At 38.0% G+C, this 19,526-nt stretch carries 17 protein-coding genes, 4 tRNA genes and 1 pseudogene; 11 read left to right on the forward strand and 11 right to left on the reverse strand.

What is annotated here, in order from left to right; genetic code table 11:
- Nucleotides 1-437 precede the first annotated feature (437 nt).
- The 3 genes from TY21_RS10490 (at nt 438) to TY21_RS10500 (ending at nt 2,368) form a co-directional block, all read left to right on the forward strand.
- Nucleotides 438-749: a type IV toxin-antitoxin system AbiEi family antitoxin domain-containing protein gene (locus TY21_RS10490; protein WP_042242327.1), complete on the forward strand. Its 312-nt coding sequence runs from the start codon at nt 438-440 to the stop codon at nt 747-749.
- Nucleotides 750-862: 113 nt separating this feature from the next.
- A complete protein-coding gene (locus tag TY21_RS10495; RefSeq protein ID WP_130589761.1) occupies nt 863-1,180 on the forward strand; it encodes a hypothetical protein in 318 nt (105 codons plus the stop codon).
- Between the two features lie 306 nt (nt 1,181-1,486).
- A complete protein-coding gene (locus TY21_RS10500; RefSeq protein WP_042242321.1) occupies nt 1,487-2,368 on the forward strand; it encodes a recombinase family protein in 882 nt (293 codons plus the stop codon).
- A 195-nt stretch (nt 2,369-2,563) separates the two neighbouring features.
- On the opposite strand, the gene TY21_RS10505 is transcribed toward TY21_RS10500, so the two are convergent.
- The 3 genes from TY21_RS10505 to TY21_RS10515 form a co-directional block, all read right to left on the reverse strand.
- Nucleotides 2,564-2,645: transfer RNA gene (locus TY21_RS10505), tRNA-Tyr, on the reverse strand.
- A gap of 7 nt (nt 2,646-2,652) precedes the next feature.
- Nucleotides 2,653-2,725 (reverse strand) — tRNA-Thr (locus tag TY21_RS10510).
- 229 nt (nt 2,726-2,954) lie between these two features.
- Nucleotides 2,955-3,209 (reverse strand): SEC-C metal-binding domain-containing protein, encoded by a 255-nt coding sequence (locus TY21_RS10515; protein WP_042242318.1) that lies wholly within the window; start codon nt 3,207-3,209, stop codon nt 2,955-2,957.
- Between the two features lie 119 nt (nt 3,210-3,328).
- Here TY21_RS10515 and TY21_RS10520 point away from each other — a divergent pair, with 119 nt between their 5' ends.
- The 3 genes from TY21_RS10520 to TY21_RS10530 all read left to right on the forward strand — a co-directional run bounded on the left by TY21_RS10520 (nt 3,329) and on the right by TY21_RS10530 (nt 7,032).
- A complete protein-coding gene (locus TY21_RS10520) occupies nt 3,329-4,075 on the forward strand; it encodes a tRNA 2-thiocytidine biosynthesis TtcA family protein (RefSeq protein ID WP_042242315.1) in 747 nt (248 codons plus the stop codon).
- Nucleotides 4,076-4,318: 243 nt separating this feature from the next.
- Nucleotides 4,319-5,173, forward strand: a complete 855-nt coding sequence (locus TY21_RS10525; protein WP_042242312.1) for an AAA family ATPase — start codon at nt 4,319-4,321, stop codon at nt 5,171-5,173.
- Nucleotides 5,174-5,178: 5 nt separating this feature from the next.
- Nucleotides 5,179-7,032, forward strand: coding sequence for a hypothetical protein (locus tag TY21_RS10530; protein WP_042242311.1), 1,854 nt, complete (start codon nt 5,179-5,181; stop codon nt 7,030-7,032).
- Nucleotides 7,033-7,100: 68 nt separating this feature from the next.
- Here the strand turns inward: TY21_RS10530 and TY21_RS10535 are convergent, their stop codons facing one another.
- The gene (locus tag TY21_RS10535) at nt 7,101-8,123 is read right to left on the reverse strand and encodes a hypothetical protein (protein ID WP_042242308.1); all 1,023 of its coding nucleotides are present in this window, start codon (nt 8,121-8,123) and stop codon (nt 7,101-7,103) included.
- 150 nt (nt 8,124-8,273) lie between these two features.
- Here TY21_RS10535 and surE point away from each other — a divergent pair, with 150 nt between their 5' ends.
- A complete protein-coding gene (gene surE / locus TY21_RS10540) occupies nt 8,274-9,068 on the forward strand; it encodes a 5'/3'-nucleotidase SurE (RefSeq protein ID WP_039383940.1) in 795 nt (264 codons plus the stop codon).
- A gap of 303 nt (nt 9,069-9,371) precedes the next feature.
- Here the strand turns inward: surE and ltrA are convergent, their stop codons facing one another.
- The 3 genes from ltrA to TY21_RS10555 form a co-directional block, all read right to left on the reverse strand.
- The gene (gene ltrA, locus TY21_RS10545; RefSeq protein WP_174232785.1) at nt 9,372-10,622 is read right to left on the reverse strand and encodes a group II intron reverse transcriptase/maturase; all 1,251 of its coding nucleotides are present in this window, start codon (nt 10,620-10,622) and stop codon (nt 9,372-9,374) included.
- A 799-nt stretch (nt 10,623-11,421) separates the two neighbouring features.
- A tRNA-Asp gene (locus TY21_RS10550) sits at nt 11,422-11,495 on the reverse strand.
- Nucleotides 11,496-11,506: 11 nt separating this feature from the next.
- A tRNA-Val gene (locus TY21_RS10555) sits at nt 11,507-11,579 on the reverse strand.
- Between the two features lie 258 nt (nt 11,580-11,837).
- On the opposite strand from TY21_RS10555, the gene TY21_RS10560 reads away from it, so the two are divergent.
- The 3 genes from TY21_RS10560 to TY21_RS10570 all read left to right on the forward strand — a co-directional run bounded on the left by TY21_RS10560 (nt 11,838) and on the right by TY21_RS10570 (nt 14,737).
- Nucleotides 11,838-12,770 carry a YitT family protein gene (locus tag TY21_RS10560; protein ID WP_042243550.1) on the forward strand — a complete coding sequence of 311 codons (933 nt, stop codon included), beginning with the start codon at nt 11,838-11,840 and terminating at the stop codon, nt 12,768-12,770.
- Nucleotides 12,767-13,687 (forward strand): tRNA epoxyqueuosine(34) reductase QueG, encoded by a 921-nt coding sequence (gene queG / locus TY21_RS10565; RefSeq protein ID WP_042243548.1) that lies wholly within the window; start codon nt 12,767-12,769, stop codon nt 13,685-13,687. Before TY21_RS10560 ends, queG begins: the two co-directional genes overlap by 4 nt.
- A 366-nt stretch (nt 13,688-14,053) precedes the next feature.
- Nucleotides 14,054-14,737, forward strand: coding sequence for a TIGR00730 family Rossman fold protein (locus TY21_RS10570; RefSeq protein ID WP_042243545.1), 684 nt, complete (start codon nt 14,054-14,056; stop codon nt 14,735-14,737).
- A 184-nt stretch (nt 14,738-14,921) separates the two neighbouring features.
- Here TY21_RS10570 and TY21_RS10575 read toward each other — a convergent pair whose 3' ends face one another.
- Nucleotides 14,922-15,359, reverse strand: coding sequence for a transposase (locus tag TY21_RS10575; protein WP_052354636.1), 438 nt, complete (start codon nt 15,357-15,359; stop codon nt 14,922-14,924).
- Nucleotides 15,360-15,390: 31 nt separating this feature from the next.
- On the reverse strand, nt 15,391-15,741 hold the full coding sequence (locus tag TY21_RS10580; protein ID WP_042243539.1) for a transposase: 351 nt from the start codon (nt 15,739-15,741) through the stop codon (nt 15,391-15,393).
- A 721-nt stretch (nt 15,742-16,462) separates the two neighbouring features.
- Between TY21_RS10580 and TY21_RS10585 the strand changes: the two genes are divergently transcribed.
- Complete coding sequence (locus TY21_RS10585; RefSeq protein WP_042243537.1) at nt 16,463-17,884, forward strand: hypothetical protein; 1,422 nt, start codon at nt 16,463-16,465, stop codon at nt 17,882-17,884.
- A gap of 7 nt (nt 17,885-17,891) precedes the next feature.
- Here the strand turns inward: TY21_RS10585 and TY21_RS10590 are convergent, their stop codons facing one another.
- Nucleotides 17,892-18,233, reverse strand: coding sequence for a hypothetical protein (locus tag TY21_RS10590; RefSeq protein WP_042243534.1), 342 nt, complete (start codon nt 18,231-18,233; stop codon nt 17,892-17,894).
- Nucleotides 18,234-18,393: 160 nt separating this feature from the next.
- Nucleotides 18,394-19,376 (reverse strand): annotated as a pseudogene (locus TY21_RS10595) (integrase core domain-containing protein).
- Nucleotides 19,377-19,526 lie beyond the last annotated feature (150 nt).

Below are 19,526 nucleotides of genomic sequence, written 5' to 3' on the forward strand. Positions count from 1 at the left end.
TGGCTTATAAGTTTTTTTTATACAAGCATTTTTATATCAAAATGCTGCACAGGCCTGTTGGTTGATTCTAGGAGCAACGGTTATTACCTCTTGCATAAAGCCAGGCATGGTGCTAGCTTGAAGTCTTAGGCTCGCTTAAGAATTAAAGAATAGCTAATAAGCTTTAAAAAACTAAGCCTGCATACCCAGCCCTCTGAAAGCTGTCTCTTTACCTAAGGAGATTCATTTATAAAACATGCGATTGCATAAATGGTAGCTCAAACGCTTGGAAAAAGCTATTTCTGCCGATCGAAAGGCCAAGCCTTCATCTGCTTGTTAGCGCAGAGGGTTGACCTCATTAGCTTTAGGGTAACCATTAAAAGGCTCACAGCTAGGTAGAAATATTTAGTTTATCATTTGCAAAAACACTTATGGGAGTAGCCTAGGAGCATACAGCATTGCAAATAGGAAAATTCCATCATTTATACTATTTAATGCAAACTCTTCTAAAGTCTAAATTTTGCTTAATCCCCGAATCAACAGGCTTGACATTACGAGGTTTTTCTTATATAAAACCCTTAAATATTAGGGGATTTATGAAAACTCCAGAGTCGGAACTTTTTGAAATAGCAGAAACCCAGCAAGGGTATTTTACCTTTCAACAAGCGACAGCTGCTGGATTCAGTGATAAAAATCATGCGTATCATATCAAAACCGGTGATTGGGTTAAAGCTTTTAGGGTATATACCGTCTCGCCAAATATCCGGTAGGCGAAAGAGAAGAACTCGTTCTTTGGTTCCTATGGTCTAGAAATCGATCAAATGTCCCACAAGGAGTATATTCTCATTATACAGCTCTTGATCTGTATGAGCTATAGGATAACATGCCATCAAAATTACACATGACTGTTCCTTTGGGATTTAGAAGAATGGCAAAAATTCCAGAGATTCTGATTTTGCATAGAGATAATTTACACACCGATGAAATTGTGATGAAGCAAGGCTATAAAGTCACAACGCCGTTGCGAACCTTGATTGATGTTTTAGAAGATAGTGTGCTCTCTGAAGATTTATTAATGCAGGCTGTTCAGGATGCTAAGAAAAAGGGGCTAATCACAAAATATGCCATTGAAGCCAATCAAAGATATCCTGCTAAAGTCGCTGAAAGGCTCCTAAAAATGATGGAAGAAGCATATGGGTAAAATATTTAAAACGGTAACAGCTTTTCGGAAAAGCTTGGAGAGCCGGCTAATGAATATCTCTCACCATCATCCACTAAGGACACTCGAAAAGAATTTGAAAAAATTCTTGTGCAAATTCGAAAATCCACAGAAACCATCGCTTTAGTTGATGACACTATTGACAGAGTCCAGCGTAGTTTCAAAGAGTCGGTAGTTTCGAAAGAACTAAGTAAAGAAGGAAAGGTCGAGATGCACTTCATGCGTTAGGGACTCGTATTGAACCTCAAATCCAATTCCTCCGATATTCTTCGTTGAGATATGGGAGTTATGTTTGCTCGTAACTATGTCCTTCAGTCGAGGGACAACGTTAAGCGAAGTAAAAAGCAAGCTGTTAAAAGTGGAAATTGGATAGGCTTAGCACCTATTGGGTATCTTCATCTGTCGGATGAACAAGGCGAAAAGAACGTGATACCCGATTCAGAACGATCACCCTTTATCGTTAAATTGTTTGAATTATATGCAACAGGCAATTATTCGCTCCTTAAACTGGCAGAAGAAGCCGAAAAAGTCGGTTTTCGAACTAAAAAAGGTAAAAGGGTTGCAAGATCTCAAATCGATTCTATTCTTAAAAACCCATTTTATTGCGGAATGATGAGGACGAAGTATGGTTTGACGGAACACCATTATAAGCCTCTCATTTCTTCTTCACTTTATCAACAAGCACAAGATGTTTCAGCAGCGTATTACAAGAAGCCTCATAAAAAGATTTCTGAACCATTTATCCTTCGAGGCATGATTACTTGCGCTCATTGTGGCTGTACGGTCACTCCCGAGATTCATAAGAAGCGTTACATCTACTATAGCTGTACGAATGCCAAGGGAGTTTGCAAAAAAGTATATATCCGTGAAGAGTCCTTGGTTGAGTCTCTTTCTCAATACTTTGACCACATTGCCTTAAGCAACCAGCAAATTGCTGATGTCACAAGCTATCTAAAGAAAATCCATGAATCCGAGAACCTTTTCCTTACTGAAAGTTTAACTGCCCTGCGAAACGAGCAGGGCCGTATCCCAAAGCGAATCGGTCAGATGTACGATGATAAGTTAGATAGACTGATTGATGAGAAGATGTATCTTGAAAAAGTGAGAGATTGCAAAGCTCGACAAGTTAAGATCATTGAGCAGATGGCTCGCCATGAGCAAGCAGATTAAAACTTTTATATAACCGCCAGCATGGTGATGAATTTAACCGCTCGTGCTAGGGAGATCTTTGAGAGTTCTGAAGTGGATGAAAAAAGTCAACTGCTAAACTTTATGTTTCAGAACATAAAATTGGATAAAAACCTGTCTATACAGGCATGTGATCTATTTACAAAACTAGTGGACGGTAAGAAGCGTCCAAAAAAATGGGGGCGGTTGGACTCGAACCAACGCAGACCGAAGTCGAGAGATTTACAGTCTCTTGCCATTGCCACTAGGCGACACCCCCAGAGGGATGCTGACAGTAGGAATTGAACCCACAACCGTCCGATTACAAGTCGGGTGCTCTACCAATTGAGCTATGTCAGCTTACACAATACTCGTTTAAAAGATAGCGTTTAATTATGCGTAACTTATAGCAAAAATGCATGATTAGCGGCAAGTCATTTTATAAAAAAATAACGGGATATTCTAATTTTTTAGTGTTCAAGAAGTTAGTGCATTTTTTTCACGAATCGTTTGGCTTAATAATCTTACGCAGGCTATAGGCAAGCTTAAGAGAAGCCTTAAACTTGCGCTATAAAAAGCTCTTAATCAATCACTCTGTTTTCTCTAAAGGGGGGGCTTCTACAGAAGAGACTTCCTTTTCCGCATGGAGTAGGGGCGGCGCCTGCTTAAAAGTTTTAGCAATAGAATCTCCGAAAGTGCGTTCCATAAGATTAGGCATAGCAGGCTGATTTAACCATTTAGCAGTAAGTTTCTTTTTAGTGTACTTTTTTCCCCAGCAACAATTTTTATATTTCTTTCCTGATCCGCAGGGGCAGGGATCATTACGACTCACTTTTTCTGTCATATCCATATCCTTTAGGCTATATTGGTAAGATTTAGAGCAAATTATAGAAATGCCTTGACTCCGCCTCTAAGGGTACTATAAAGTATTTGGTAATTATTTTAAATAAAAGTTAATTTTTTATGACTATCTCTCTACCTATTGCTCAACCGCCCTGGTCGCGCTTAGGTAAAAAATTAGAAAGCACTTTTCGCCGAGCTCTTTATGACTATCAAATGCTAGAGAGCAATAATAAGATAGCGATAGCCCTATCGGGAGGAAAAGATAGCTTGACGCTATTATTTTTACTAAAAGCTATATCAGGTAAGGGCTTTCCTGAATTAGATATATATGCCATCCTTGTTAATGGCGAATTTTCTTGCGGGGCAGGCGTAAATGTCACCTACTTAAAAGCTATTTGCGATCAGCTAGGCGTCCATTTTATTGTTAAAGAATCTAAGCAAAAACTCGAAACACTTGAATGCTACAGTTGTTCTCGCGAAAGAAGATCCCTTCTTTTTGAAGCTGCCAAAAGTGTAGGAGCCACTACTATTGCTTTTGGCCATCATCGTGATGATAACATTCAGACCCTGTTAATGAATTTGTTGCATAAAGGTGAATTTGCAGGAAATTTACCCAAAATTTATATGCAAAAATATGGGATAACGATTATACGCCCTCTTATTTACATTCAAGAAGAAGATATTCGTGCTTTTGCAGAACAGTATGGATTCATAAGAATTACGTGCCGATGTCCTGTAGGACAAAATTCCATGCGCAAGAAAGTAAAGGGACTAATTAAAGAAATAGAAATTCTTTACCCTTATGCTAGCGAAAATATTGCCCGAGCCTCTCTTTTATATGGCTCGCATAAAGCTGCTAAGCCCTAATACATAGTGTTGAAATGATCGATAAAAACTTCCAGGATGCTTTTTATAAAACGCTCAGTTAGTTAGAAACATAAGCTTAAACTTACCTATAAAAAGCGATCGATTTTCCTTATCAAAACAAATCTTTCCTTAAAGATTTATTTTGATTTTTTTTTAATTCTCTCAAAAAGCTAATCACTTTTATTTTTACTGTTTACATTTGTTGTGGATCTTCATACACTTTTTATCAAAAAGGAGATCAATATGGTTTATTCCAGGTCCAATGAGCATGAAAATCATATCACTATTCAAGGAGTGGAAATTGCTTTAGGATTTCCTGACCAATTCAATTTTCAATGGATAGGTCAAAAAGATGTATTGGATCAACTTCTGGCAGCTTGGTTGGTCATTGATGAAAAAGATATACCTTTAAACCCTCGCTTAATTGGCAAGCCAGGAGTCGGCAAAACTACCCTTGCCTATGCAGCAGCAAAAAAGCTAAATAAAGAGGTTTATATTTTTCAATGCACGATGGATACACGTCCAGAAGATTTACTTATTAGCCCTGTTATAGATAAAGCAGGCGGAATCCGGTATGTAGCTTCCGCTTTAGTTACTGCCATGCTACGAGGGGGCGTCTGTATTCTTGATGAAGCTAATCGCATGAGTGAAAAGTCATGGGCTTCACTAGCTCCCCTTCTCGACACAAGACGCTATATTGAATCCATTGTAGCTGGCCTTAAAGTATCGGCAGACCCTGGCTTTCGCATCTGTATTACCATGAACGATGATACTTCGACGTTTGAGATTCCGGAATATATTCACAGTCGTTTACAGCCTCAGATCTATCTGGATTTTCCCGAAGCCGAGGAAGAAAAACGCATTCTTAAAGAAAATCTACCTTTTATTGATGAGTATATTGTTGAGTACGTTATTAATTTTTTACAAAAAGCCCATACTAACGCTGAAAATTACACGATCAGGGACGGAATCAATATTGCACGTTATGCAGCGAAGAGGTTAAAAACTTTAGAAAACAGTAAAATTAATATTGATAATTTGCTACGTCAAGCCGTTCTCATGACGCTTGGCGATGAAGCACTTACCCACCTCATGTAAATTTTATGAACAATCTACAAGCATTTTATATTCAGAAGGGAGCTGTTTTTGCGGTACCCATTCTCCATTATAAAATGGAAATGGCAGCTCAGGTACGCATGGCTTTTGAGGCCATTCAACCTGATTGCGTTGCCGTGGAACTTGCGGAAACTATGCAGCTACAATTATTGCATGCCGCCTCTCGTCTACCGGATATTAGTGTGGTGATGTGCTATAATAAAAATCATACGCCTATCTATTATATGAGTGAACCTTGCGATCCTGCTTTTGAAGGTCTGCGCAGTGCCATGGAAGCTCAAATTCCTGCCTATTGTATCGACCTTGATGTCGATGATTATCCTGATAGTACAGAATATATGCCTGACACTTATGCTATACACAAAATAGGGTTAGAGAACTATTATAAAGCATATAAAGATTTTTTTTTAGAAAAATCAATCAAAAGTACTATGGATCAACAGCGTGAGATGTTCATGGCAAGACGCTTAAAAGAACTCTCTTTTAGCTATGAAAGAATACTTTTTATAGCCGGCATGTCGCACATAGAAAATATTCTTACATTGATGGATAAAGCTTCTTTTGCTCCTTTGAAGCATGCCTCAAGAGAGCATATTGAGCTGCTCACCTTATCGGAATTATCTACCCAAGAAGTTATGGCAGAATATGGATGGATCACTAAAAATTATGAACAAGCCAGGTGTGCCTATCCTTTAAAAAATAGAGAAGAGTCTGCTTTTTCTTCTTTTCCTCCTGATCGTCAAAAGCTCATCTATAATCTCTTTAAGTTGGCCGCTGAAAATTATACTAAGAATACGGGAAACAGCTTTCCAGGCTATAATTTTCGCAATATCATGAAATTCTCTCGCAACTATGCATGGCTCCATCAGCAACTTTTACCCGACTTGTATCAGCTAATCAGCGCTGCCAAAGGATGTGTAGATCACAATTATGCCTATGAAGTATGGGCTTTGGCAACAGAATATCCCTATAGACGTAATGTAGATCAGCTTACTGAAATTGATTTATCTATTGAAGATATCTGGGGAGCTAGTAAAAGCATTCGTTTTCATAGGAAAGAAAAAAGCAGAAAAGATTTATCTTTTCATAAGCAACGCAAGAACCGAGCTCAGCTTCATTTTAGACCACCTCCCCTGTTTAGTATTTGCTCGTATCCTCCCGAAGACCTAGTGATTGAAAAATTTGGGGATTTCTTAAAGAAGAAGGGCACTCAGCTCATGCGCGAAGAAGCTGCTCGCATCGTTCCTTTTTCTTCAAGTCTAGAGGATGGAGTCGATACTAGAGAAACGATTCGCCATTGGCATGAAAAAAAATTATATGTCAAAGTTTCAGGGAAGCCTCCAGGCGGAGTAGGGTCAATAGTAGTAATATTTGATGAAGATACTCCTAAAGAAAATGAATTTTACTTAGAAAAGTTTCCTTGGCGTACGACTTGGCTAGGAGAACATAGTCAGGAATCCGATATGGCTTTTTATGCTACCGATCTCCATGCTAATGTGGTCGGGCCCGGCATCTCGCGTTGTCAGTATGGAGGTTTTATGATGTCATATCCTCCCCGTAGAATGTTTGATATATGGTCTGACGCTGATTATCAAAATTGTATTTCTAAAGCTGAGGTGCTTCTTATGGCAGCTATCGATTATGCTGTCCAATCGCTAGTGGTCTATGTTGCCAATCAACCACCTCGCTCCCTATTGAAAAGTTTTGCACGCCGCTATGGCAAAAAGATAGTTTACATCCCTTCAGGGCAACTATCTCCTCTTACCCTTAATAAGTTGCGTACATTTCATGTATTAGATGGGCAAAGCAAGAGAGAAATTGCTGGCGACTATATTTTTTAAAATTTTACCAGCAAACAACTTTTACAAGCTTAAAGATAAAAAGATTTATTAGCTGGACGAGTATTTTTTTAAGACATCAGTTTATGCTGAGCATAATGAATGATTTCATTAAGAGTTTTAAGGCGCTCAATTAGCTCAGGAGTTAAACGTAGATCTAAGTTCAAACGATGGATTTTTTGTTCCCATAATTCAAGTTGGGATTTAAAATCAGCTTTCTGAGTAAAAGTTAGAGTTTCGGCTAGGTTAATTTCATCATACCAAGGAGGAATGTGTTTTTCTAAGTAGGCAATCTGGATAAGCGCATCTTTCAAATCCTCATTTTCTTCCTCATCGCGTAAGTCAGGTAATGACTGATTAACAATTTTATCAATTGCATGAAGAGCTGCATCGAAATATTTTTCGCGGCGCTTATCAACTTGAGCTTTCCATACAGCAATTTCTTTTAAAGGAAGGTTTTCTGGTTTTACCCTTAAGGCGTTAAGAGCATGAAGATAAGATTGTAAACGAACCTCAAGACGTTGGGCTAAATCTATCTTTTCCTCTTCATCTATCGAAAGAGCCTCTAGCATATGTTCTTGATAATCAGTGATTACTTGTACATCCCTGTCTATCACTTCAAGAAATTCATCGATCGTATAGCGGATAACAGCCTTAAAAAGAGCTTCTTTGTCGGTAGTCTTTGAGCAAATTTGAATCCATAACTTAGCTTTTTCTACCCATTGGCTATAACGCTGATAAGTTTTTGCTTGATGTAAAACCGAGCGCGGCTGCTCTATAGATTTATGTAAACGAGAAACCTCCTTAATAAGCGGATCTATTACTGCTTCAATGTAAACAAAAGCTTCAGCATCAATTTCTTTATGAAGCTCATTCTTAATAGCTTGTAATTGAATTAGTACCGCGCTGGCTTTAGATTGCAAATCTTGGATTCTCCCCACCAGAGGATGCTCTTGCAGAGGTTTACTTTGGAACCTTTGAAACGTTGAACGTATTCTATCTACAAAGCGAGCCAAAATGGTCAAACGTTTTTTTGCTGGCTCTTTTATAAAGGAATCTTGAGCATTTGAAGGTTTAGGTTTCTTTGGTGCCATAAAATTATATCACTATCCGGTAAAGACGCACTTTACCGTATAGTTTTATTTTTGTCAGGCGATAATTCTTAAAGAAGTTAATGTGATTATTATGATTGACTTATCATTAAAAAACATTTATATTTGCTCTTCAACTGCTATGGATTTAACATGTCTAAACGGCCTCATTTACTTATAACAAACGATGATGGCATTTATGCCCCGGGTATTCGACATCTCTGGAATGCTTTAAAAGATTTTGCAGATATAACGATCGTTGCGCCTGCAACCGAGCAATCAGCAGTCGGTGTTAGCATTACCGTACGTAACCCTCTTCGTTTACATCAGGTTGAATGGGCTGGCCAAACCCAAGCCTGGAGTCTTACAGGCACTCCTGCCGATTGCGTAAAGATGGGGCTCAAAGTAATCCTTGACAGGAAACCAGATTTGATTGTCTCGGGGATTAATCGTGGATCGAACGCAGGCCGCAACTTAATGTATAGTGGCACCGTAGGAGGTACTATTGAAGGTATTATTCAAGGTGTGCCTGGCATTGCTTTTTCTTGTGTAGATTACTTCAATACTGACTATCAAAAGGTAGAACACTATGTACCTCTTTTAGTGGATTATGTGGTGAAGCATCCCCTGCCCTCGGGTAGCTTGCTAAATGTTAACTTTCCCACTTATCAACATGAGATTAAAGGATTCAAACTGACCCGCCAAGGGAAAGAATTTTGGGCTGAAGATCCGTTAGAGCGTAATCATCCTGCTGAAGGACATTCTTATTACTGGCTAGGTGCTAAATTGCAGCAATTCGAAGAACATGAGGATAGCGACATTTCTTGGCTTGCCCGTGGATATATCGCGGCAGTACCTGTGCATGTAGGAGAATTAACAGATTTAGCTCATTTCAATGAGGCAAAAAGCCATTTTGAAGATCATCTAAATTTGCAAGCTGAGCCTTAAGAAAAACAAGAAAAGAAGTTAAAAATAAAACTTTTATTATCTAAGGAATTAGATCGATTCCAATAAAAGCCCTCCTGCTTGGCTATCAATTCCAGCAGCTCTTGCTTTTACTCTCAATTTTTAAGATTTTATAATGTCTGGTAAAAGATCTTTGGCTTGTATCCTTCCTTCTTTATTTTTAAAGGCTAACTTGAGTAAGCAAAGATAATAGTTATACACTTTGAAAAAAGTCGAGTAGCGCGAGGGGATCACACCCTCACGCTCTCACAGTTCCGTACGTGAGCCTCTCAGCTCATACGGCTCCTATTGTCTAGTCGCAGGTATGGCGCCCATTTTCCAGTGAGCAAATAGCTGAGGTTCTCGTTTTGCGATCCCTCCCAACCAATGCATTGCCCTTCTGCTGTGGCCTCTTAACTTCTTGTATTTCCTTTCCGCCCACCTTGCTAATGTACGGTTTGCAACATTGAAAATTTGATAGAGTTCTGATTTGTAATATTTACCATAGTAGTTGATCCAACCTCTTATCATGGGGTTAAACATTCTTGATAAATCTACAATCTTCTTGTCACTGCGCAGATGCATTTTCCAACTTCTCATCGTACTCGTTATTGCTTTCTTTGCTTTATTGCTTACTGCGGGACTAAAGTTGATGAAGAGCTTTCCATACCGATTCTTTGATCTTCTGGCTCTAAAAGTATATCCCAAAAAATCAAATTTCTCGTTTAGGTATCTTTTTCTTCGTTCATCATCTTTGCAATAGACGATTTTTGTCTTTGCAGGATGCAACTCCAGTTTGCATTGAGCTAAGCGTTCTGCAATAGCTTTCTTTATTTCGTTGGCTTGCGCTTCCGTTTGACAGTGAACCACTATATCATCAGCATAACGCTCGAATGGATTACCTGGATAGCATTTCCTCATCCATTCGTCTAAGGCATAATGAAGAAATAGATTGGCTAGTAAAGGGCTGATTACACCCCCTTGTGGAGTCCCTCTATCTCTTTTTATAAGTTTCCCGTCTGCATCTTGCTCTGGCGCTTTTAGCCAGCGTTCTATATACAGAAGAATCCATTGGCTTTCGGTGTGTTTCCTTACGGCTCTCATCACGAGCTCGTGGTCTAAATTATCGAAAAATCCTTTGATATCAAGGTCAATAACATAGTCGTTGCGCCAACATCTCTGTCTAGCGACTCCTACGGCTTCTAACGCTGATTTTCCAGGTCTGTACCCATAAGAATCAGGATGAAAATGTGGGTCAATCTCTGGCTCTAGATACAGCTTAACGACCATCTGTGCGATTCTGTCTGATACTGTGGGTATTCCCAGCTTTCTCAGCTTTCCATCACTTTTTGGTATGGCAACTATCTTTACGGGAGGCGGAAAGTAGCTCCCCGACGATAGGCGATTCCAAAGTTTATACAGATTGTCTTTAAGATTCTTTTCAAATTCTTCTATAGACTCTTCGTCAACACCTGCTGCTCCTTTGTTAGCTTTTACTCTCTTGTATGCTTCCCATACAATGGATTTAGAAATACAATACGACTTTGCTGTATTCATCGATTCCTCCTGTTTCCAGTTGTTCGATTAATCTTAAGCTAAACAATATAGTCCCCTTCGCTCCACCTCCATTACAGAGGTCTCCTCACTACTACGGGCTATTCCGCCCCTGTTCCTTGCATCGGTACTCTGGTTCTTATGGGGCTTCCATTTGAACTTCTCCCTTTTCATCAAGGCGACAGGTTCCCACGTTCCGTATAAGAGCCTGTAGTTAAGTTCACGTCACCTTTATGCCGGATGCCATCTAAGCAGTTAATATTAGGTTTCCCTTAGATTTGTCCTGGGTTAACTAAGACCCCCCAGTTTTGACATCATCCCTATGCTTTCGACACGTCATCAGTGATTCATTTGCATTCGTCTCCTTAACTCTCACCTGATATAGTCTTGCTATACCTTTTCCTTAACGCTCACCACATGGGCTCTTTACCCATGCAGCTTAAGGTGGTTTGTAACCTATGCCTAAGTCATCGGTTACTAGGGGCCTTCCCTAATCTCTTGTACAGCATCTTTGACCCGCCGTTGGCTTGTCAAAGTTCGTGGCGCACCTTAGTCTGCATAACCAACCCTTTGAAACATGTCTCTCTACTTAGTTCGAGAGATTTTTATAAAATACGGGGCTGCATAAGGAGTATTTCAAAGGCGTATTAAGAGCTCTTTAGAGCTATCACTCCCCCCCCCCTTTTTTTTGGAAAAGCGTTGAGGAAAATCTCTAAATTAATAAAGGGGATATTTTAAGAATGTTAAGATTAAGGTAAGCCAATCTTCTCTAAGAAAAAAAAGTGAAATGATTAAAAAGAAACGCGGGAGACGGGACTCGAACCCGCAACTTCCGGCGTGACAAGCCGGTGCTCTAACCAATTGAACTACTCCCGCGTGTGCATAGTTGGGCGCAACAGGACTCGAACCTATGACCACCTGTGTGTAAGACAGGAGCTCTACCAACTGAGCTATACGCCCTCAAAAGGAAGCATTCAATATACATTTTACAGCTATTTATCTCAAGCATTTTCATTTTTTCTTAGGAAAAAATAGTGCTCTTCTCTAATAACCAGCTCATTATAAAAAATTTATCTTTTTTAATGAGCTAAGCAAAGAGCTTAAAAAAATCCTTAAGAGCAGTAAATAATCCGCAAAGCAGCCTCATCTTTTTCTTTACATTTAATTGAATTTTATTTATACTGTTTTCTTTGACAAACCCCTAACTAATTTTAGATTATGCACCATCCTACCTCAGCTAGCACTAAATCCATCGGTTCAGAGCTTATTATTTATCTCTTTTTAATTGCAGGTGCTTTTTTAGCTGCTTTTGCGATTCAAGTTTTTCTGATCCCCAACCGTTTAATCGATGGTGGAATTGTAGGAATAGCCATGGTATGCGCTAATATTTTTGGCACTCAATATTTAGGATATTTTACTTTTGCTTTAAACTTGCCCTTTGTTTTTCTGGCTTACAGGTATATAGGCAAAGTTTTTGTCCTTCATATGTTTTTTGCTCTTCTTTTCTTTACCGGCTTTATTTTTTTTATTGAGCATTATATGCCCTGGGCAGAATTTAAAGGAGAAACGCTTGAGGTAGTAGTGATTGGCGGAGCGCTTTTGGGAATAGGCATAGGCTTAATCATTCGCTATGGTGGCTGTCTTGATGGCACAGAAATTCTAGGGATTATCAGTAATCGTCTCACGGGCTTTACCGTTGGACAGGTTGTTTTGGTTATTAATATTTTTGTATTTAGTGCTGCTGGAATCGCCTTTAAAGATTGGCATCCTCCTCTTCTCTCTTTGATTACCTACATGGTAGTTAGCAAAATTATGGATACTGTCATTGTAGGTTTAGATGAGACTAAATCGGTCATTATTATTTCTTCCAAATCAGAAATTATTGCCAATGCGATCGTACATGAACTAGGCTTAGGGCTAACCATTATGTATGGACGAGGCGGCTTTTCAGGAGATGAGCGAGAGATTCTTTATGTAATCGCCGAACGCCTTCAGCTTGCTGATCTTAAAGAGCTTATTTATAGAGAGGATCCTGCTGCTTTTATTGCTATTGAAAATCTTCATGAAGTGGCCAATGGCAATCAAACGGGAAAATACAAAAAAACAAGTCTGAAAGAGCTATTTTCGCGGATGTTAAGTATAAAAAAATGACTTTATCCTTTGATGAGATCAAAGTAAAAGCATTAGAATTAGGTTGGGATGATGTAGGAATTACCCCAGCAAATGTTCGCCAAGAAGATATTCAAGCCTACAAAGAATGGCTCGCCGAAGGAAAGCATGCAGATCTGGCCTACATGGAAAAGGAAATACGTTGTTATCCTCAGCAATATTTTCCCCAGGCAAAGACGGCACTTATTTTTCTTAGCTACTATAAGCAACCTAAAGAAAATCTCCTGGCAGGCCAAGGGTTGATAGCCTCCTATGCTAGAGGAAGAGACTATCATCATGTCCATCGTAAACGACTAAAAAACTTCATTCAATGGCTAGAAGAGCGCGTAGGTGAACAGGGAATAGCTAAAGGATTCAGCGATTCTAGCCCCCTTTTAGAAAAAGCTTTGGCCGTACAGGCTGGGTTGGGTTGGTTTGGCAAAAACACTTTACTTATTCACCGACGTTTTGGCACTTACACTCTGCTTTCAGGCATATTGACCTCGTTAGAGATACCAGGAGCTGTGATTTCTCTACGGCTACCGCGTTGTGGCAGTTGTACACGTTGTATAGATGCTTGTCCTACTCAGGCCTTAACTTCCCCCTATAAGTTAGACGCTGCTAAATGCTTATCTTATCACCTAATCGAATCTAAAAAACCCATTCCTCTAGAAATACAACAAAAAAATCCTGGTTATATTTTTGGCTGTGACATTTGTCAAGATGCCTGTCCTCATAATCAAAGAACTTTACCCTCTCTCACCGCAGCTTTTTCTCCTGCGAGCGGCAATGGAACTTATTTAGATTTGGAAAAATTAGAAGAATGTGAGAAAAATCCTGAGAAGCTATTTGGTACACCTTTGCAACGCCGAGGGATTACAGGATTAAAATATACCGCCGAAACCTTAAAACTAAAGTAAATGAATAGCCCTTATACTTTCACTTTCCTTCATCACTAAGTTATACCTTTTAAAATAACTGCAGCTGTATAGCCAAAAAGAAATCAATCTTTTTCAAGCTGACTCTTTCCCTAAACACAAGCTTTTCACTAAGTATATGATTACATAAAGAGCTATTCAAGAGCGTATTGCTTTTGCAGTAAATAAAATTTAATTTTCATTCCTTTGATTCATAATGGCTGCTCATTTTTTAAGCGACTTTTCTATAAAATTTCTAGCAGCTTCTTTAAGATAAATGCCTGTTGTAAATTTTTTTATTGAAAATTATCTCTATATACATACACTCACGAACAGCTGAACGCACGCCTAATTTTATTGAGGAGCTACATGCTATATAATAATGTCGAAGATGAAGCTCATTTGTTTAAAACTGATTCATGGCGCTTATTTAGAATTATCTCTGAATTTGTAGAAGGCTTCGAAAATATGACCACCCTCGGGCCTTCGGTATCTATCTTTGGCTCTGCTAGATTACAAGCTAGCCATCCTTATTACAAGTTAGGCATTGATGTGGCAGGACATATTGCCAAAAAAGGTTTTGCTATTATTACCGGTGGCGGGCCAGGCCTCATGGAAGCGGCTAATAAGGGAGCTCAAATGACGCAGGGCAAATCTTGCGGATTAGGAGTAGACCTGCCTTTTGAAGCAGAGTTAAATCCTTATATTGATAGAAAGTATCGCCTGAATTTTCGCTACTTTTTTATACGTAAGGTCATGTTTATTCGTTATGCTCAAGGGTTTGTCTTTTTGCCCGGAGGTTATGGCACATTGGACGAATTATTTGAAGCTCTTACCCTTATTCAAACTCATAAGATCCACCCCTTCCCTATCTATCTAATGGGTAAGGATTACTGGAAGGGAATAATAGATTGGATTAAATCTACCATGCTTACTCAACAATGTATCTCAGAAAATGATTTGAAGTTAATTTCTTTGACGGATGATCCAGAAGAAGTAGCTAATGGTATTGAACGCCATTACCAGCGCAACCACACGCAAAAAAATTTTTAAAAACCCTATTAGCTTGAGGGTTATGTTTATTTATTTGATAGTTAAAAGAGAGTCTCTCTGCCCCAGGCCTGCTAGATAATCAATTTGCTTTGTCCTCCTCAAAATAGGGTACATCAGGCATCCTCGATGATTACCTTATAAATCAAAATATAGTCAGCCTCCTCATTCATTTACTTCTTTGAGCCTATCCCGATAATCTGCCTATCCAAAACATTATAAGACTAAAATTTAACAACCCTTTCCAATATTTCACTTGTCTTTCCCATCGCACAACGATTCTTCTAAACTTTCGTTGTAGCCAAGATATGGCTCTTTCAACTTGCCACCTCCATTTCTTGAGCTGGCAGACAATCACCTCAGCTTTCTTGATAGCCCCTATTCTTCGCCTAGGTATAAATGGATATATTTTCCTTTTTAGCAACTTCTCCCTAAGTTCCTCAGAGTCGTATCCTTTATCAGCTTCTAAAATAGGTATGACTTGGCTAAATTCATAAAGCCTTTGCAGCTTATCCATATGCGGATCAATCAACTTTTCCACCTGTTTCCTTTCATCTCCTTTAGCACTGGTTACTTCAAAGCTTAATGGACTGCCATTGCCGTCTACCAGAAGATGGGTAGTCATGCCTTTACCCTTGTAACCATAGTCTATTAACTCACCGCCTCCCTTTCCCCCTGAAAAAAAAACCATCAATGGCTAGTCTTTCCCAATTAATCATTCCTGCCACATCTGCGCATTCCTTTAATGCCGATAGCAAGCTATCTAAAGTTCCATCTTCTTGCCATTTACCTAGCCACCGATGAGTGGCAGATCTTGATCCCCAATTCGGTCCTTTAGGAAGATCACACCAACGCGAACCGGTAATCAAAATCCAAAATAAGCTATTACAAATCTTTCTCCACGGAGTATGAGGCTTTCCCTTTAATTTTTTTGGAGAGCTCTGTGGCAAAAGTGGTTTTAAGATTATCCATTGGGTATCTGTAAGTCCTTCAAATCTTCCTGGCATACATCTTCTCCTTCTTAAAAAAGAAGAGTATACACCACAAATTTAAATTTTTCAATATTATCGGGATAGGTTCTTATTCTATTTCAACATTTCTTTCATTTATTTTTATAATTATTTCTTAAATAGTTTTTTTTAATTATTATCTGTACTATTAGATCTATTATGAAAAATTTGCTGGAAAAAATTAATAGATAGCCTTCAGCTTATCATACCATAAAACTTTTTGCATTTCTTACCCCCGTAGTCACCGATTGGCGAAAATCCATCTTTCCTCTCTCTTAAAAAGCATGTTATACGCTTTCGAGCAACTCCTTATGCAAACCCCTACTTTATAAAACCATTCGCTTAAGTAGAGAAGCAACTTGTAAAGAGTGGGCATGCAGACGTTGTTTTTTTTTAAGCATATTAACTATAAAGCAAATTTGAAATTATCTATTCTTTAAGTTTTTGAGCCTCACTCTGCTATTTTATTTCTCGTTAGCATTTTTTTACAGTGGCAGCCCTATAAATTTCTTCAAAATTTTTGATTTCTTAAAAAAATCCTTTTTTACAAGTTATTTTTTATCTAAGGTTTTAATTTGAAAACATTAAAGCACCAACTTAAAACATTAATGTTAAAAACATTTTCAAACATTAATAATTCAATTAATTAAAACTATTATTATATTAGTTCTATACTTTATAATAAAAATATAGTTAAAATTTAAATAGGATAGTTATTATGGAAAGGCCCTCCAATGATTACTCATCTAGTCATTTAACTAATCGTGCTTTATTCAATGAAAGCCAAATATCCAAGCCTAGGGATAAAATAGAAGCTATTTTCCAAATTATTAAAGATATGAAGGGTAAGGATAACGGCTTGGCTACTGTTCAATCACCCGAAGTCTTAATCGATAGATTGTCTGTAAAGCATAAAATTTGGCAAATTAAAACCAATTTACTTCCCCTTATTTTGAGTCAGAGCTCATCCCACGTTTCTATTAAACAAGCCACTTCCGGTACGAATGGTTGCTATTTTGTTAAATATAACTTTGAAAACCAAAAGATTGAAGGAGTGTTTAAACCTATTAATGAAACAGAAAAAACGCGAGCAGGCATTCCTGAAAACGAACAAGCGGTAAGAGAATATTTAGGATATATGTTAAGCCAATATCTTACAGCCCATTTAATCAGAAACAATATAAGAATAAACATTCAAAATTTTGGAGTACCTCCCACGAGTATTGCTAGCTTTGATAAAATCTCCTTCTCAAGCGAAGAGGGGCAAATAGGCTCCTTCCAAAAATATAAAGAAGGTGTTCCCTTGACAGACTTACCAGAAATTAAATTACAGAACATTTCTAGAGATGAACTAATGAAGATGCTTGTCATGGATATCATTATGTTAAATACTGACCGTCACTTAGGAAATGCTTTTCTCGCCCCCAAAGATAGTATCATTTTAATTGATCAAGGAAGTACTTTTCCTGGCTTAGCTTCATTAAAAAAAGGCAACACACATGACAATTTAGGATTTGAGTGGATGTTCATAAATTTCACTCAGGACAAAATTCCCCCTGCCTGGCAAGAGTTAATTTTAAGTATTCCTCCTAAAGAGCTTTATACAACTTTAGTAGAAAAGCTAGAGGAACTTCAATCTATTTATCCGGATACACCTTCTTTAACCATTGGGGGAAACGTTCTTTTTAATTCACTGGTTTCATTGACTTTCCTTCAACATTGGGTAAAGAACGTGGGCCAACAGTTACCTAGTCGCGAGCTACTGCGTTGTTTCATTCCCGAAACTATTCCTTACATTTATGCCGTTAAAAAGGATTCTTCAAAAGAGATTACAATGCTTCAAGAACAATCTGTGCATAACTTCAATCGTGACAGAAATTCATTAGCTAATAATTTAGATACTGATATGCAAGAAGGGAAAAGTGGCTATTTTACAACCAATCCTATATTTTTAAGCCTTGTCAAAGATGCTTACAAGGACTTTGAAAATGCGCTAGCTCTTAAGAATTCTGAGCCCATTAACGTTCAAATGTTTCTTAAAAACTGGGATGTTGCTGAACAAACTATAATGAAACGAGTAATAGGCCTGACCTTTAAAGAAACAAACCTGCTAGCAAGAGAGTATTTTTCTCATAAATGAACATTTTCTAAAGCTTTTTAAGTTCGGCTTTATACTCATATTGATCAGGCGGAAATCGATGGGGAGCAAGAATTTCAAAAAAAGCAATAGGAAAAAGGTTATCTTCCATAGTAATCACCTTGCGATCCTGAAAAAAACTTCTTTTGTCTTTAGGGACAGCAATTCCCTTCTGGTAGAAACTTTGATAAAGAGCAGAATTAGCACACGTCATTTCCCATTGATCATCGAAATAAGTAAAAGTAATCACAGCTACCTGCGTTTTTTTACTAACTAAAGATTCATATTTAAACAAGCCTTTATTATTAATTCTATCTTGTAAAGAAATAGTTTCATTATGGGATACATTCATAATTACCTCTTATTTAGAGAATAATAATTGAAAAAGCTTAAATTTGTCTATCAAAAATAACGTATGCATTTAAGGGTTAATTAAAATTCAGCTCATTAAACAGGATTTGCTGGGGATTTATAACTTAACCCTACACAACACTTGACCTGACAAATATGAGTTACCTGGCTGATACTATTTTTGTCAGTTGTAACTTATCTAACATCCTTTCTTGCGCAAGATGTTTTGCATCTAAGAATGTTTGTAAAGGCGTGTTGTCAAAACAATACTTTCCTGTATGTATTCTCTCGTTATTATACTCATTCATCCATTTATCCACATCCTCTTGTAATTCTTCAACATTTTTAAACACTTTCTTCCTAAAAGCTGTGGCATAAAATTTGTTCTGAATGGTCTGATGAAACCTTTCGCAGATTCCATTCGTTTGAGGGTGCCAAGCTTTAGTACGAGAATGGTCCATGCCTTCAATGGCCAGATATAGCATCATACTCATGATGCTCTCTTGCTCCACAGTACTCTGTACCACAATCGGTCAATATTCTTAAACCATGAATATTTTGCTCTTTAAACCAGGGAATGACTTGATCATTTAAGCAGATCTTGGCGCTACCAATGCATTTTTCCTATCATACAGCTTGACGAGAGCTACCTTAGAATAAGTCTCGATCTCTGTCTGTTAATAAATGCGTCCCACACCTTTAATAATGCCTACATAATAGGTATCTTTGAGATAGTAGATAACCTGTATGCTCAGTTTCAATTTCTCTATGCACTTCTTTTTCTTCCTTGGCTTTTTCAAGAGCTTTTAGTTGATTCTCTGTTAATATCATTTCTTCCTGAGCCATTTTAGCTTCTGATAGTTTCAAGACATTTTTGAAAAGTCTTAAAGATTGTATCTAATCCAAACAGAACGCCCCCCTTGGCGAAATGAAAACGCCTTGTTTCTTAAGCTCGTTACATACTCTTAGTTGCCCACAAGCAGGCTTTCGAAGAGTAAAACCAACCACAGCTTTTTCGATAGACTCGTCTACTCTGTTTTTAATACAGGGTTTTTTACGTGTCATATCTTGAAAAGCTGTCTCTTCCCCTTATTTCATAAAGTTCTTTGAATCTATAAGAGCTATCTCTAGAATATCCTATCATTTTACACGCCTAGATACAGGAGTTTATTTTTTATAGCTTTTTGATGAGTTGCTAAATTTGGTATTTGACACTCCTTGTGGGTCTTGGGGCTGCTCACTTTAACTTCAGCCCTATCACTAAATAAGCAACAGGACTTTGAGCTTCGCATTT

Origin of the sequence: Neochlamydia sp. S13, assembly GCF_000648235.2 — a bacterium.
In the GTDB taxonomy this organism is placed as follows: Bacteria; Chlamydiota; Chlamydiia; order Chlamydiales; family Parachlamydiaceae; genus Neochlamydia.

Excerpts from the sequence above, each read along its gene's own strand:
- surE (WP_039383940.1), top strand. The coding sequence starts at position 8,274 with ATGTCTAAACGGCCTCATTTACTTATAACAAACGATGATGGCATTTAT.
- TY21_RS10570 (WP_042243545.1), top strand. The coding sequence starts at position 14,054 with ATGCTATATAATAATGTCGAAGATGAAGCTCATTTGTTTAAAACTGAT.
- ltrA (WP_174232785.1), bottom strand. The coding sequence starts at position 10,622 with ATGAATACAGCAAAGTCGTATTGTATTTCTAAATCCATTGTATGGGAA.
- TY21_RS10525 (WP_042242312.1), top strand. The coding sequence starts at position 4,319 with ATGGTTTATTCCAGGTCCAATGAGCATGAAAATCATATCACTATTCAA.
- queG (WP_042243548.1), top strand. The coding sequence starts at position 12,767 with ATGACTTTATCCTTTGATGAGATCAAAGTAAAAGCATTAGAATTAGGT.
- TY21_RS10585 (WP_042243537.1), top strand. The coding sequence starts at position 16,463 with ATGGAAAGGCCCTCCAATGATTACTCATCTAGTCATTTAACTAATCGT.
- TY21_RS10500 (WP_042242321.1), top strand. The coding sequence starts at position 1,487 with ATGTTTGCTCGTAACTATGTCCTTCAGTCGAGGGACAACGTTAAGCGA.
- TY21_RS10535 (WP_042242308.1), bottom strand. The coding sequence starts at position 8,123 with ATGGCACCAAAGAAACCTAAACCTTCAAATGCTCAAGATTCCTTTATA.
- TY21_RS10530 (WP_042242311.1), top strand. The coding sequence starts at position 5,179 with ATGAACAATCTACAAGCATTTTATATTCAGAAGGGAGCTGTTTTTGCG.
- TY21_RS10515 (WP_042242318.1), bottom strand. The coding sequence starts at position 3,209 with ATGACAGAAAAAGTGAGTCGTAATGATCCCTGCCCCTGCGGATCAGGA.
- TY21_RS10495 (WP_130589761.1), top strand. The coding sequence starts at position 863 with ATGCCATCAAAATTACACATGACTGTTCCTTTGGGATTTAGAAGAATG.
- TY21_RS10590 (WP_042243534.1), bottom strand. The coding sequence starts at position 18,233 with ATGAATGTATCCCATAATGAAACTATTTCTTTACAAGATAGAATTAAT.
- TY21_RS10575 (WP_052354636.1), bottom strand. The coding sequence starts at position 15,359 with ATGACTACCCATCTTCTGGTAGACGGCAATGGCAGTCCATTAAGCTTT.
- TY21_RS10560 (WP_042243550.1), top strand. The coding sequence starts at position 11,838 with ATGCACCATCCTACCTCAGCTAGCACTAAATCCATCGGTTCAGAGCTT.
- TY21_RS10580 (WP_042243539.1), bottom strand. The coding sequence starts at position 15,741 with ATGCCAGGAAGATTTGAAGGACTTACAGATACCCAATGGATAATCTTA.
- TY21_RS10520 (WP_042242315.1), top strand. The coding sequence starts at position 3,329 with ATGACTATCTCTCTACCTATTGCTCAACCGCCCTGGTCGCGCTTAGGT.